This window comes from Burkholderia pyrrocinia, assembly GCF_001028665.1.
In the GTDB taxonomy this organism is placed as follows: domain Bacteria; phylum Pseudomonadota; class Gammaproteobacteria; order Burkholderiales; family Burkholderiaceae; genus Burkholderia; species Burkholderia pyrrocinia.
This window is the reverse complement of record NZ_CP011503.1, coordinates 20,148-33,215: the sequence shown is the minus strand read 5'-3', so window position 1 is coordinate 33,215 and position 13,068 is coordinate 20,148. Positions and strand designations below refer to the sequence as shown.

General features: G+C 68.6%; 12 protein-coding genes. 7 read left to right on the top strand and 5 right to left on the bottom strand.

Going from position 1 to position 13,068, the window contains the following annotated elements; all coding sequences use genetic code 11:
* Position 1: 1 nt before the first annotated feature.
* Both ABD05_RS00135 and ABD05_RS00130 read right to left on the bottom strand, forming a co-directional pair.
* Positions 2-1,543 carry a DEAD/DEAH box helicase gene (locus tag ABD05_RS00135; protein ID WP_047898435.1) on the bottom strand — a complete coding sequence of 514 codons (1,542 nt, stop codon included), beginning with the start codon at positions 1,541-1,543 and terminating at the stop codon, positions 2-4.
* Between the two features lie 360 nt (positions 1,544-1,903).
* Positions 1,904-2,173: an acyl-CoA-binding protein gene (locus ABD05_RS00130; RefSeq protein ID WP_011352486.1), complete on the bottom strand. Its 270-nt coding sequence runs from the start codon at positions 2,171-2,173 to the stop codon at positions 1,904-1,906.
* 147 nt (positions 2,174-2,320) lie between these two features.
* Here ABD05_RS00130 and tsaB point away from each other — a divergent pair, with 147 nt between their 5' ends.
* From tsaB to ABD05_RS00110, 4 genes are read left to right on the top strand one after another with little or no spacing between them, the layout of a single operon-like run.
* Positions 2,321-3,088 (top strand): tRNA (adenosine(37)-N6)-threonylcarbamoyltransferase complex dimerization subunit type 1 TsaB, encoded by a 768-nt coding sequence (tsaB, locus tag ABD05_RS00125; protein ID WP_047898434.1) that lies wholly within the window; start codon positions 2,321-2,323, stop codon positions 3,086-3,088.
* Positions 3,085-3,585, top strand: coding sequence for a ribosomal protein S18-alanine N-acetyltransferase (gene rimI / locus ABD05_RS00120; protein ID WP_047898433.1), 501 nt, complete (start codon positions 3,085-3,087; stop codon positions 3,583-3,585). The genes tsaB and rimI overlap by 4 nt, the downstream gene beginning before the upstream one ends.
* The gene (locus tag ABD05_RS00115; RefSeq protein WP_047898432.1) at positions 3,572-4,588 is read left to right on the top strand and encodes a uracil-DNA glycosylase; all 1,017 of its coding nucleotides are present in this window, start codon (positions 3,572-3,574) and stop codon (positions 4,586-4,588) included. The genes rimI and ABD05_RS00115 overlap by 14 nt, the downstream gene beginning before the upstream one ends.
* Entirely contained in the window at positions 4,585-5,550 is a 966-nt protein-coding gene (locus ABD05_RS00110; protein WP_047898431.1) for a DUF1853 family protein, read from the top strand. The genes ABD05_RS00115 and ABD05_RS00110 overlap by 4 nt, the downstream gene beginning before the upstream one ends.
* A gap of 18 nt (positions 5,551-5,568) precedes the next feature.
* On the opposite strand, the gene thiD is transcribed toward ABD05_RS00110, so the two are convergent.
* Positions 5,569-6,378, bottom strand: a complete 810-nt coding sequence (gene thiD / locus ABD05_RS00105) for a bifunctional hydroxymethylpyrimidine kinase/phosphomethylpyrimidine kinase (protein ID WP_047898430.1) — start codon at positions 6,376-6,378, stop codon at positions 5,569-5,571.
* Between the two features lie 58 nt (positions 6,379-6,436).
* Positions 6,437-7,744: a lysophospholipid transporter LplT gene (gene lplT / locus ABD05_RS00100; protein ID WP_047898429.1), complete on the bottom strand. Its 1,308-nt coding sequence runs from the start codon at positions 7,742-7,744 to the stop codon at positions 6,437-6,439.
* A 218-nt stretch (positions 7,745-7,962) separates the two neighbouring features.
* On the opposite strand from lplT, the gene alr reads away from it, so the two are divergent.
* The 3 genes from alr (at position 7,963) to ABD05_RS00085 (ending at position 10,834) form a co-directional block, all read left to right on the top strand.
* Positions 7,963-9,033, top strand: coding sequence for an alanine racemase (alr, locus tag ABD05_RS00095; protein WP_047898428.1), 1,071 nt, complete (start codon positions 7,963-7,965; stop codon positions 9,031-9,033).
* An 11-nt stretch (positions 9,034-9,044) separates the two neighbouring features.
* Positions 9,045-10,421 carry a DNA repair protein RadA gene (gene radA, locus ABD05_RS00090; protein ID WP_047898427.1) on the top strand — a complete coding sequence of 459 codons (1,377 nt, stop codon included), beginning with the start codon at positions 9,045-9,047 and terminating at the stop codon, positions 10,419-10,421.
* 146 nt (positions 10,422-10,567) lie between these two features.
* Positions 10,568-10,834: a DUF2866 domain-containing protein gene (locus tag ABD05_RS00085; protein ID WP_047898426.1), complete on the top strand. Its 267-nt coding sequence runs from the start codon at positions 10,568-10,570 to the stop codon at positions 10,832-10,834.
* Between the two features lie 171 nt (positions 10,835-11,005).
* Here ABD05_RS00085 and ABD05_RS00080 read toward each other — a convergent pair whose 3' ends face one another.
* The gene (locus ABD05_RS00080; protein ID WP_047898425.1) at positions 11,006-12,937 is read right to left on the bottom strand and encodes an ATP-binding cassette domain-containing protein; all 1,932 of its coding nucleotides are present in this window, start codon (positions 12,935-12,937) and stop codon (positions 11,006-11,008) included.
* Between the last annotated feature and the right edge of the window lie 131 nt (positions 12,938-13,068).

Genomic DNA, 13,068 nt, shown 5'->3' with positions numbered 1-13,068 from the left:
CTTACGACGCGGAATTGCCGCGGCGCGGGCCGCTGCTGCGCTGGCCGTCGCGACGCGGGCCGCCGTCACGGCTGCCGCCCGGCTTGCCGCTCCAGCCGCCGCCATTGCCGCCGCCGTAGCTGCGGCCGTTGCCGCCATGACCGCCGCCCGGCTTGCCGCCGAAACGACGGCCGCCGCCGTTACCGCCGCCCGGACGGCCACGGCCGCCGGTGCCGCCGTTGCGCGGGGGAGCCTTGCGCGGCTCGAAGCCTTCGATCACGTTGACCGGCAGCGGCGCGCGCACGAAGCGCTCGATGCGCTTGAGCGCGCCCTGTTCGGCGTGGTGCACGAGGCTCACCGCGGTGCCCGAACGGCCTGCACGGCCCGTACGGCCGATACGGTGCACGTAGTCTTCCGCGAACTTCGGCAGGTCGTAGTTGAACACGTGCGTGATGCCCGGGATGTCGATGCCGCGTGCCGCGACGTCGGTCGCGACCAGCACGCGCACGCGGCGCTCGCGCAGCGCACGGATCGTGCGGTTACGCGCGCCCTGCGGCAGGTCGCCGTGCAGCGCCGCCGACTCGAAGCCAGCGTCGGCAAGACGGCCGGCGAGCTGGTCGGCGTCGATCTTGGTCGCCGTGAAGATGATCGCCTGGTCGAGCGCGTCGTCGCGCAGCAGGTGATCGAGCAGGCGATCCTTGTGGTCGCGGTCGTCGACGTAGTGCACGGTCTGCGCGATGTTCGCGCGCGACTCGAGGCGCTGCTGGATCTCGATGCGCTCGGGATCCTTCAGCAGGCGGCTCGTCAGCGAACCGATCTTGCCGTCGAGCGTGGCCGAGAACAGCATCGTCTGGCGCGTCGCGGGCGTCGCGGCGACGATCGTTTCGATATCGTCGATGAAGCCCATGTCGAGCATGCGGTCGGCTTCGTCGAGCACGAGCATCTTCAGCTCGGACAGGTCGATACGGCCGCGCTCGAGGTGGTCGAGCAGGCGGCCCGGCGTGGCAACCAGGATTTCGGGGTTCTTCGCGAGCAGCATCAGCTGCTGGCCGTAGGCGACGCCGCCGAGGATGCTGACCGTGCGCAGGCGCTTCAGGTGCTTGCCGTAGGTCGATGCGGCCGTGGTGACCTGCATCGCGAGTTCGCGGGTCGGCGTCAGCACGAGCAGGCCCGGGCGCGCGACGGGTTGCGGGCGGCGCACGCGGCGGTCACCCTGGTTCGGCTCACGCGGTGCGCGCGGTTGCTGCGCCAGCGTCTTCTGGAGCTGCGCGAAACGTTCGATCGCGGGCAGCATGAATGCGGCCGTCTTGCCCGAACCGGTCGGGCTCGACACCAGCAGGTCGCGGCCGGCGATGCCGGCCGGAATCGCGCGCTGCTGGACCGGCGTCGGCTTCACATAGCCGGCGGCCTCCAGCGCGGAGACGATCTCCGGCGACAACCCGAGCGACGCGAAGCTCGGCTCGTCCGACGCCGGTTCGACCGCGGCCGGTACGGCGGCGTCGTCGAGACCGAGCGCCTGGTCGGCGATCGCGTTGAGCGGGCTGGAGTTGATGCTCGAAGTCATAACAATCCTTGAAACACAGTGGGTGAAACGTCGGCGCCAATCGCGCATACCCAAGTCGTCGGATTCAGCGAGCAAATCGGGAAACGGGTGCAATCCGCCGAACAGTCGGCGGATGAGGCATTAGAAGCTGTTTTGGGTGCGGCGCGCTTCAGGAGCGGGGCCGCCAGCCTGATAAGTGACGACCGCGAGGGTCGAAGCAGGAGGGGACAGGTTCTAAACCGGATTGGAGCTTAACGCTACGAGGCGTCTGGCCGGAACGGCTTGCGAGCCGAGCGCGGGAGGTGACGCAGGCCGCATTATAAAGAGATTTGCTGCGCTGCGCCACTGATTTGATTGCCTATTGCGAAGGGCGTGGTTCGGTCAGGAAGCCGTGCCGTTTTTCAGCGATTCGACGAGTTCGATGTACTGCTGCTTCGCCGCATCCTGCGACGTGCCCTTCAGCGCATCCCATGCGTCGTACTTGTATTTGCCGACGATGTCGGTGAAGCCGGGCTTGTCGCCGTGCGCATCGCCGTCGGTCGCCTGCTTGAAGAGCGCGTACAGGCGCAGCAGGGTCAGGTTGCCTGGCCGTTCCGTCAGTTGCTTGACGTCGATCTGGGCCTGGTCGAATTGGGCGGTGAGTTCGCTCATCGGGTGTCTCCGTAAGGGTTTCAGGTCGGGCGATCTTAACAAGCGGGCCGCCGCGCGGGGTCGAGCGATCCTTCCAAACCGCCGCCGGCGCCGAGCGCGCGCACAGATCGGGCCCGATCGCCCGTGGGAGCGGGGCGCCGCATTACAATGTCGGCCATGACGCAAACAGTGCTCCTCGCCATCGATACGTCGACCGAATACTGCTCGGTCGCGCTGCTGCGCTCGGCCCATGCCGACGACGCCGTTTCCACCCCGCAAACCTGGGTCCGCCACGAACTGACGGGCGCCGTGTCGAGCACGCGCGTGCTGCCGGCGATCCAGGCGCTTTTCGCCGAATCCGGGCTGACGCTCGCCGATTGCGACGCGATCGCATTCGGCGCGGGCCCCGGTTCGTTCACGGGCCTGCGCACCGCGACCGGCATTACCCAGGGCCTCGCATTCGGGCGCGGGCTGCCGGTCGTGCCGATCGGCACGCTGCTCGCGTGCGCGGAGCACGCGCGGCTGCGCGCGCCCGGCACGACCCGCGTGCTTGCCGCGCTGGACGCGCGGATGGACGAAGCCTACTGGGCGGACTTCGCGTGGGACGACAGCGCCGGCGACTGGCGCACGGTGCATCCGGCGTCGCTCGACGCGCCGGGCGCCGTCGGCGTGCCCGACGCGCCGTTCACGCTCGCGGGCAATGCGGCTGCCGCGTTCGGCGCGCAGTTGCCGGCCGCGGCGCGCGCGGCCGTGATCGACGGCGAAGCATTGCCGCATGCGCTGGCGGTCGCGCATGCCGCGCTGCGCGCGTTCCGCGCCGGGCGCACGGTGCCGGCCGATCAGGCGGCGCCCGAATACGTGCGCGACAAGGTCGCGCAGACGACTGCCGAGCGGGTTGCGGCACGGGCCGCGCAGACGGGCGGGGCGAAGGGATGACGGGTGTACTGCTGAGCGACCGCTATCTGGCGCCGATGACGGATGCCGATCTCGACGAGGTCGTCGCGATCGAGCAGGTCGCGTACGAATTCCCGTGGAGCCGCGGCAACTTCGAGGATTCGTTGCGCAACGGCTATCTGGGCGTGTGCATGCGGCACGTGACCGGTTCGCTGATCGGCTATTGCGTGCTGATGCCCGTGGTCGACGAGATGCATCTGCTGAACCTGTGCGTCGCGCCGGACGCGCAGCGTGCGGGCGCGGGCCTCGCACTGCTGCGCGAGGCCGTGCGCATATCGCGCGCGGAGCGGCTCGACGGCGTGCTGCTCGAGGTGCGGCCGTCCAATCCGCGCGCGATCCATCTGTACGAGCGGTTCGGCTTCGTGACGATCGGCCGGCGCAAGAATTACTATCCGGCGAAGCATCGTAGCCGCGAGGACGCGATCGTGATGCGTCTGACGCTGAACAAGGACGAAGGGGGCGCGCATGGCGTGGGCTGAAGCATCGCTCGAGGAAATGGGCCTCGCGCAGATCTGGGTGCGGCGCGGGCAGCGCGCGGCAGCCGACGCGCCCGCCGTGGCGCAAACCGCTGCGGCGGACGACGTTTCCGCTGGCGCATCCGATCCGCCGGTGCGCGCGCTGCGTGCACCGGTGAAAGACGATGCGCCGCCGGCCGTCGTGCGTGCCGCCGAGGCTTCGCCGGCTCGCGAGTCGGGCATACCGGCTTCGGGCATACCGGCGCGCCGTGTCGTCGATGGCGATCGCGCGCTCGCGCCGGTGGGTTCCGCCGATGCAATGCCGCCGATGGACGACGCGCCGCCTGCCGGAGAAGACGATTTCGCGTGGTTCGACGCGGCGCCGCCGGGCGAGCCCGCGCCGGCCGCCGAATCGCGTCCCGCCGCAACGTCGGTTGCGATGCTCGACTGGGATGCGCTGGCCGCGCGCGTGCGCGACTGCACGCACTGCCGGCTGTGCGAGAAGCGGACCAACACCGTGTTCGGCGTCGGCGATCGTGAAGCGGACTGGATGCTGATCGGCGAAGCGCCGGGCGAGAACGAGGACAAGCAGGGCGAGCCGTTCGTCGGCCAGGCCGGCAAGTTGCTCGACAACATGCTGCAGTCGCTGGCGCTCAAGCGCGGCGACAACGTGTACATCGCGAACGTGATCAAGTGCCGGCCGCCCGGCAACCGCAACCCGGAACCGGACGAGGTCGCAAGTTGCGAGCCTTATCTGCAGCGCCAGGTCGCGCTGGTGAAGCCGAAGCTGATCGTCGCGCTCGGGCGCTTCGCCGCGCAGACGTTGCTGAAGACCGACGCCAGCATCGCGTCGCTGCGCGGCCGCGTGCATGCGTACGAAGGTGTGCCGGTGATCGTCACCTACCACCCGGCGTATCTGCTGCGCAGCCTGCAGGACAAGTCGAAGGCGTGGGCCGACCTGTGCCTCGCGCGCGACACGTTCCAGCGCGCAGAGGGTAGCGACGCGAACGGGCCGGCCGGGCAATGACGACCGGCGCGGCGTTCGCATTCGTCGATACGCTGCGTGACGCCGCGGTTCGCGATCTCGGCTGGCTGCTCGCGAGCCCGAGCCTGCTGACCGCGGCACCCGGTGCGCCGCTCGCGCATCCGTGGGCGGATGCGGCCGGACAGTCGGCCGTCGAGGCCTGGCTCGCCGCGCTCGATGCGGAGCCCGAGCCGCTGCACCGCGCGCTCGCCGGGTTGCGGCCCACACGGCTCGGCCGCTACGCCGAATGCCTGCTCGAGTATTTCCTCACGCACGGACCGTCGCTGCGGCTCGTCGCGGCCAATCTCCCGCTGCGCAGCAACGGCCTGACGCTCGGCGAAGTCGATTTTCTCGTCGATGCGCCTGACGGGCAGCGCCTGCACTGGGAACTCGCGGTGAAGTGCTATCTGTGCGCGCCGGTGCGCGACGGCGCGTCGCTCGCCGACTTCGTCGGGCCCAATCTCGTCGACCGGTTCGACCGCAAGCGCCGCCGGCTGCTCGACCACCAGCTTCGGCTCGGTGATCGCGCCGGGTTTGCGCTGCTCGGTTACGGTGCGCCGTCCGACGCGCAGATGTTCATCAGGGGCTGGCTGTTCTATCCGCACGGCGTGCCGTTGCCGCCGGTATCCGCCGAAATCACGCCGGATCATCCGCGCGGTTTCTGGCTGACGCACGCGCAGTGGCCGGCGTGGGTGGCCGCGCAGCGTGCCGGTGTTGCGTGGAGCGTGTTGCCGCGGCTTGCGTGGCTCGCGCCGCGGCGCGTTGCCGCCGGCGCGGGCTTCGAACCCGAACCGCTCGCGGCCGCACTCGAGCTGCCGCCCGTGCTGGCGACGCGTCGGGCTCCCGACCTGATCGGCATCCATGAGAAGGGCGGCGATGGCACGTGGCGCGAGACGGCACGCGGCTTCGTCGTGCCGGACGACTGGCCGGCGCGCGCGCAGGCGTTCGCGGCGCAGGACGACTGACGCCGCGTCAGGCGCCGCTTACCACCAGCGATGGAAGTGATGGACAGGGCCGACGCCGTGGCCGACGTCGAGGCGGCCGCTCGCGGCGATCGCGCCGGTCAGGTAGGCCTTCGCTTCGCGCACCGCGCTTTCGAGGTCGGGCTGCTGCGGCAGCAGCGCGGCGATTGCCGACGACAGCGTGCAGCCCGTGCCGTGCGTGTTGCTGACCGGCACGCGCGGCCCGTCGAGCCGCACGGTGCGCGCCGCATCGACGAGCCAGTCGGGGCTCGCGGACGCGTCGGGCAGGTGGCCGCCTTTCATCAGCACGGCACGCGCGCCCATCTGCAGCAGCGCACGGCCTTGCCGGACCATGTCGTCTTCGGTGGTCGCGGGTGCGTCGCCGAGCAGCGCGGCCGCTTCGGGCAGGTTCGGCGTGACGACGGTCGCCAGCGGCAGCAGCGCGTCGCGCAGCGCGTCGACCGCGTCGGGTGCGAGCAGCGCGTGCGAACTCTTCGAGATCATCACCGTGTCGAGCACGACGAAACGCGGCGCGTAACGGCGCAGCGCGTCGGCCACCGCGTGCACGATCGCCGCGTTCGCGAGCATCCCGATCTTGACCGCGTCGATGCGGATGTCGTCGAACACCGCGTCGAGCTGCGCGGTCACGAACGCGGCGTCCGGCGCGTGCACGCCCGTCACGCCGCGCGTGTTCTGCGCGGTCAGCGCGGTGATCACGCTGGCGCCATACGCGCCGAGTGCCGAAAACGTCTTCAGGTCGGCCTGGATGCCTGCGCCGCCGCCCGAATCGGAGCCGGCGATCGTCAGGATGTTGGGTATCGGGTGCGTCATGATGGCAACGCGCCGGTTCGAAGACCGGCGCTGGCGGACGGAAACGGGAAGTGTAGCGTCAGTGCCGCGATTCGCCGATCAGCGCGACCGAGTCGAACTGACGCTGGTTCGCCTGGTGGCGACGCATCACGAGCCACATCGTCAGGCAGACGAACGTGCCGAACAGCACGATCACGACGCCGACCGGCACGTCGAGCCACACGAGCACCGCATACAGGCACAGCATCACGAGCACCGACAGGTTCTCGTTGAAGTTCTGCACCGCGATCGAATGGCCGGCCGACAGCAGCACGTGGCCGCGATGCTGCAGCAGCGCGTTCATCGGCACGACGAAGTAGCCCGACAGCGCGCCGACGCAGATCAGGAAGATGTACGCGACGATCAGGTAGAACGGCATGCGCAGGTGGCCGAAGTGCACGGCCCAGTTCGACGGGAACAGGTCGCGCGTGTAGAACGCCATCAGCATCACCGCGATGCCCATGATGATGCCGACGGGCAGCACGGTCAGCGACTTCTTCAGCGGGATCCGGGCGGCGGCGGCGATCGCGCCGGCCGCGACGCCGACCGCGACCACGGCCTGCAGGATCGCGCCTTCCGACAGCGACATGCCGAGCGACACCTCGGCCCATTTCAGCACGATGAACTGCAGCGTCGCGCCCGCGCCCCAGAACAGCGTCGTGACCGCCAGCGAGATCTGGCCGAGCTTGTCGCGCCACAGCACCATGAAGCAGTCGGCGAAATCCGTGAGGAGCTTGACCGGGCCGCGTTCCTGCTTCGGATAGCGGGCGCCCGTATCGGGAATGCGCAGGTTGAACAGCGCGGCGATCACGTAGATCGCCATGATGATCGCCATCGCCGCTTCTGCAGGCGTGCCGATCCAGGCGGGCGTGTGCGCGATCACGTGCGATGCGATGTGCGGGCTGATCAGCGCGCCGCCCAGCACGGTGCCGAGGATGATCGAGCTGACGGTCGTGCCTTCGATCCAGCCGTTCGCGGCGACCAGCCGGTCGGCCGGCAGCAGCTCGGTGAGAATCCCGTATTTTGCGGGCGAGTAGGCCGCCGCGCCAAACCCGACGATCCCGTACGCGATCAGCGGGTGGGCGCCGAACAGCATGATCAGGCAGCCGACCACCTTGATCGAGTTGGTGATGAACATCACGCGCCCCTTCGGGCGCGAATCCGCGAACGCACCGACATACGCCGCCAACACCACATAGGACAACACGAAGAACAGCTTCAGCAGCGGTGTCATCCAGTTGGGGGCGTGGAGGTCTTTCAGCAGGGCGATGGCGGCGATGAGGAGCGCATTGTCGGCCAGCGACGAGAAAAACTGCGCGGCCATGATGGTGTAAAAACCTTTTTTCATCTGATGCGATGCTTTCGTCGCTGCGGCAGGGCCGCGTAGGCCGCCTGATATGCGATCGGCTTATTCCGTTCGAAATGGGTTGTGCGCACGGCTTTATAACATGAAAATACGCCAATTCGGACTAGCAAGATTCCCCGATCGTTCCGCAAGTTGTCGGCTTCAGTGCTCAAAAGGCGCGGTAAGCTGATGATTCGCAAGCGTCTTTACGTAAATTTCCCATGCCGCGCCCGATCTCCGCCACCATCCACACCGCCGCTCTCGCGAACAATCTCTCCGTCGTCCGCCGCTTTGCCGGCCCGTCCAAGGTCTGGGCGGTCGTCAAGGCCAACGCGTACGGCCACGGTCTCGCCCGTGCGTTTCCCGGCCTGCGCGGCACCGACGGCTTCGGCCTGCTCGACCTCGACGAGGCCGTGAAGCTGCGCGAGCTCGGCTGGGCCGGCCCGATCCTGCTGCTCGAAGGGTTCTTCCGGTCGACCGACATCGACGTGATCGACCGCTACAGCCTGACGACGACCGTCCACAACGACGAGCAGATGCGGATGCTGGAAACGGCGCGGCTGTCGAAGCCCGTCAACGTGCAGCTCAAGATGAACAGCGGGATGAACCGGCTCGGCTACGTGCCGGAAAAATACCGCGCGGCCTGGGAGCGCGCCCGCGCGTGCCCCGGTATCGGCCAGATCACGTTGATGACCCATTTTTCGGACGCGGACAACGAGCGCGGCGTCGCCGAGCAGCTCGCGACGTTCGAGCGCGGCGCGGAAAACATCGCCGGTGCACGAAGTCTCGCGAACTCGGCCGCCGTACTGTGGCATCCGGATACGCACTTCGACTGGGTGCGGCCGGGGATCGTGCTGTACGGCGCGTCGCCGTCCGGGCTGTCGTCCGATATCGCCGACACGGGGCTGAAGCCCGCGATGACGCTCGCGTCCGAGTTGATCGCGGTGCAAACGATCGCGAAGGGCCAGGCCATCGGCTATGGCTCGACGTTCTCCGCGCAGGCGCAGATGCGGATCGGCGTCGTCGCGTGCGGCTACGCGGACGGCTATCCGCGCGTCGCGGCCGAAGGCACGCCCGTGATCGTCGACGGCATCCGTACGCGGATCGTCGGCCGCGTGTCGATGGACATGATTACCGTCGACCTGACCCCGTGCCCGCAGGCCGGCGTCGGTGCGCGCGTCGAGCTGTGGGGCAACGCACTGCCGATCGACGACGTCGCCCGTCATTGCGGCACGATCGGCTACGAGCTGATGTGCGCGGTCGCCGGCCGCGTGCCGGTGCGCGCGGAATAAGGGCGTCGCGCGTGGCCAAACAGAAAACCGTCTACGTCTGCAGCGAGTGCGGCGGGCAGAGCCCGAAGTGGCAGGGGCAGTGTCCGTCGTGCCAGGCCTGGAACACGCTGGTCGAATCGGTCCCCGAGACGCCGTCGGCCCACCGTTTCCAGTCGCTCGCGAAGCGGGCGCCGGTACAGCGGCTCGTCGACATCGAGGCGGCCGACGTGCCGCGCTTCTCGACCGGCATCGGCGAATTCGACCGCGTGCTCGGCGGCGGGCTGGTCCCCGGCGGCGTCGTGCTGATTGGCGGCGACCCGGGCATCGGCAAGTCGACGCTGCTGCTGCAGTCGCTCGCGGACATCGCGAGCGAACGGCGCGCGCTCTATATCAGCGGCGAGGAATCGGCCGCGCAGATCGCGTTGCGCGCGCAACGGCTTGCGCTGCTCGACGGCGGCACGCCGGCGGCCGAGCTGCAGCTGCTCGCCGAGATCCAGCTCGAAAAGATCCAGGCCGCGATCGACGCGGAGCGGCCGGACGTGGCCGTGATCGACTCGATCCAGACCGTCTATTCGGAGGCGCTCACGTCGGCGCCGGGCTCGGTCGCGCAGGTGCGCGAATGCGCGGCGCAGCTCACGCGTATCGCGAAACAGTCGGGCACCGCGATCATCATGGTCGGGCACGTGACGAAGGAGGGCAACCTCGCCGGCCCGCGCGTGCTCGAGCACATCGTCGACACGGTGCTGTATTTCGAGGGCGACACGCATTCGTCGTTCCGGCTCGTGCGGGCGTTCAAGAACCGCTTCGGCGCGGTCAACGAACTCGGCGTGTTCGCGATGACCGAGCGCGGGCTGCGCGGCGTCGCGAATCCGTCCGCGCTGTTCCTGTCGCAGCACGAGCAGGTCGTGCCCGGCTCGTGCGTGCTCGTCACGCAGGAAGGCACGCGCCCGCTGCTCGTCGAAATCCAGGCGCTCGTCGATACCGCGCACGTGCCGAATCCGCGCCGGCTCGCGGTCGGCCTCGAGCAGAACCGGCTCGCGATGCTGCTCGCGGTGCTGCACCGGCACGCGGGGATCGCGTGCTTCGACCAGGACGTGTTCCTCAATGCAGTGGGCGGCGTGAAGATCACCGAGCCGGCCGCCGACCTCGCGGTGCTGCTCGCGATTCACTCGTCGATGCGCAACAAGGCGTTGCCGAAGGGGTTGTTCGTGTTCGGTGAAGTGGGGCTGGCTGGCGAAATCCGGCCGTCCCCGCGCGGGCAGGAGCGGTTGCGCGAGGCGGCGAAGCTCGGCTTCACGTCCGCGCTGATCCCGAAGGCGAATGCGCCGAAACAGCCGATCGAAGGGCTGAACGTGATGGCCGTCGAGAGGATCGAGCAGGCGATCGACCGCGTGCGCGATCTCGAATGATCGGCCCGACAGCCGCGCGGGCTGTGCCTGTCGACGATCTGTCGCGTAATTCTATGTAAAGAATATGTAGGCTGCTGTAACCCGCCGGACATTGCTTTTCCCTATCCTTTGCCGGATTGTCGAACCGCGCAATGCGAAGGGAACCTATGTTGAAATCGTATGGGGAAGCGCCTGGCGGACGCCTTTACAACCTGCGCGGCTGTCGCGTGTCGGAGCCGATTCGCCAGCCCTGGGGCGGCGGATGCCGGATCGTCGAATGGATCGACGACGAAGGGCGCCTGGCGCGCAAGGTCGTGTCCGAGGACGTGACCGAGGCGGAGGTCGCCGCAGCGATCAGGCGGCCGACCGAAGGGCGCCGGTATCTGATGGGTGACGACGAGCAGATGCCGCGCGACACGCTGCCGCGGCGCTGAGCCGGCAGGCGGCGAGCGGCCCGCGAACCGACGAGCGACGGCAATAAACAGGCCGGGCCAGTGTGCCCGGCCTTGTTGCATCCGGGCCCTGTGCGGGCTCGATGGTTTGTCGACGAACCCGTTCGCCGGCGTGCCGGGCTGGCGCACCGGCCGGCGGTACAGCAGCCGCGTTCAGCCGATCTGCTCGAGTTCTTCGTGCGCGGCGAGCCAGTCGGCCTCGACCGTTTCGAGACGCGTGTTGACATCGCCGAGCTTGCGGATCGCATCGGTCAGCTCCGCCTTGCGCGCGGCCTCGTAGCTCGCCGGATCGGCGACGAACGCGTCGAGGCGCGCCTTCTCCGCATGCAGCGTCTCCATTTCCTTTTCGAGCTTCGTGATGCGCGACTGCAGCGGCTTTTTCAACACCGACAGGCGCTGCCGCTCCTCGGCGGCCTGACGCTTCTGGTCCTTGCGGTTCGCCGCGGCACCCGCGCCCGACGCAGCCGCGCTGTCGGCCTTCGCGGCCGCGCGCTGCTCGGCCGCGTGCTGCAGCAGCCAGTCGCGGTAGTCGTCGAGGTCGCCGTCGAACGGCTGCAGCCGGTGCTTCGCGACCAGCATGAACTGGTCGGTCGTCGCGCGCAGCAGGTGGCGATCGTGCGATACGAGGATCAGCGTGCCCTCGAACTGCGCGAGCGCCATCGTCAGCGCGTGGCGCGTTTCGAGGTCGAGGTGGTTCGTCGGTTCGTCGAGCAGCAGCAGGTTCGGCTTCTGCCAGATGATCAGCGCGAGCGCGAGGCGCGCTTTCTCGCCGCCCGAGAACGGGCCGACGGCGCTTGTCGCCATGTCGCCCGAAAAATTGAAGCCGCCCAGGAAATCGCGCAGCTCCTGCTCGCGTGTGTCGGGCGCGAGCCGCGCGAGATGCGCGAGCGGCGAATCGTCCTCGCGCAGCGTTTCGAGCTGGTGCTGTGCGAAATAGCCGATCGTCAGCCCCTTGCCCTCGCGGACGTCGCCCGACAGCGGCGCGAGCGTGCCGGCGAGCGTCTTGATCAGCGTCGACTTGCCCTGGCCGTTCGCGCCGAGCAGGCCGATGCGCTGCCCGTTCTGGATCGACAGCGCCACGCGTTCGACGATCGGGATGTCCGCGCCGTTGTCGCCATGGTAGCCACAGCGGACGTCTTCCATCACCATCATCGGGTTCGGCGCGGCGTCGGGCGTGCGGAATTCGAACGTGAACGGCGATGCGATGTGCGCGGGCGCGATCAGCTCCATCTTCTCGAGCGCCTTCATCCGGCTTTGCGCCTGCTTGGCCTTGGTGGCCTTGGCCTTGAAGCGGTCGACGAAGCTCTGCAGGTGCTCGATCGTCTTCTGCTGCTTTTCGTATGCGTTTTGCTGCAGCGCCAGTTGCTGCGCGCGCAGCACTTCGAATTGCGAGTAGTTGCCGCCGTAGCGCTTCACCTGGCGGTTTTCCAGATGCAGCGTGACGTTGCAGATCGAATCGAGGAATTCGCGGTCGTGCGAGATCACGACGAGCGTGCCGGGGTAGCGGTGCAGCCAGTCTTCGAGCCAGACGATCGCGTCGAGGTCGAGGTGGTTGGTCGGTTCGTCGAGCAGCAGCAGGTCGGAGCGGCACATCAGCGCCTGCGCGAGGTTCAGGCGCATGCGCCAGCCGCCGGAGAAGCTGGCGACGGGTTCGCGTGTCTGGGCGAGCGAGAAGCCGAGGCCGAGCAGCAGCGCTTCGGCGCGGGCGGGCGCGGTGTAGCCGTCGGCGTCGGCGAAGGCCGCGTGCGCGTCGGCTTCGGCGGCGCCGTCATGCGCGGCGGAAGCGGCGGCGATGCGCGCGTCGATCTCGCGCAGCGCGGCGTCGCCGTCGAGCGTGTAATCGAGCGCCGAGCGGTCGACCGCAGGCGTTTCCTGCGACACATGGGCGATTCGCCACGACGGCGGCATCGCGAAATCGCCGGCATCCGAGTGCAGCTCGCCGCGCAGGACCGCGAACAGCGTCGACTTGCCGGCGCCGTTCGCGCCGATCAGGCCGGCTTTCTCGCCGGGATTGAGCACGAACGAGGTCGACTCGAACAGCGGCTTGGTGCCGCGCGCTAGGCTGAACTGATTGAAACGGATCACGGCGGAAATGACTGGCGAAAACCGCTATTCTAGACTGCGCGCCGCTCGTGCCGGGCATCGGCCGCTCGGCGGATGCCGCAACGGCGCGATTTCGCCTAGACTCCACGTCGATCCGGTTTCGTAAAAGGAGT

Bases quoted from the DNA above. Each gene is read 5' to 3' on its own strand.
- ABD05_RS00135 (WP_047898435.1), bottom strand. From the start codon at position 1,543: ATGACTTCGAGCATCAACTCCAGCCCGCTCAACGCGATCGCCGACCAG.
- ABD05_RS00130 (WP_011352486.1), bottom strand. From the start codon at position 2,173: ATGAGCGAACTCACCGCCCAATTCGACCAGGCCCAGATCGACGTCAAG.
- ABD05_RS00110 (WP_047898431.1), top strand. From the start codon at position 4,585: ATGACGACCGGCGCGGCGTTCGCATTCGTCGATACGCTGCGTGACGCC.
- alr (WP_047898428.1), top strand. From the start codon at position 7,963: ATGCCGCGCCCGATCTCCGCCACCATCCACACCGCCGCTCTCGCGAAC.
- rimI (WP_047898433.1), top strand. From the start codon at position 3,085: ATGACGGGTGTACTGCTGAGCGACCGCTATCTGGCGCCGATGACGGAT.
- tsaB (WP_047898434.1), top strand. From the start codon at position 2,321: ATGTCGGCCATGACGCAAACAGTGCTCCTCGCCATCGATACGTCGACC.
- lplT (WP_047898429.1), bottom strand. From the start codon at position 7,744: ATGAAAAAAGGTTTTTACACCATCATGGCCGCGCAGTTTTTCTCGTCG.
- ABD05_RS00085 (WP_047898426.1), top strand. From the start codon at position 10,568: ATGTTGAAATCGTATGGGGAAGCGCCTGGCGGACGCCTTTACAACCTG.
- thiD (WP_047898430.1), bottom strand. From the start codon at position 6,378: ATGACGCACCCGATACCCAACATCCTGACGATCGCCGGCTCCGATTCG.
- ABD05_RS00115 (WP_047898432.1), top strand. From the start codon at position 3,572: ATGGCGTGGGCTGAAGCATCGCTCGAGGAAATGGGCCTCGCGCAGATC.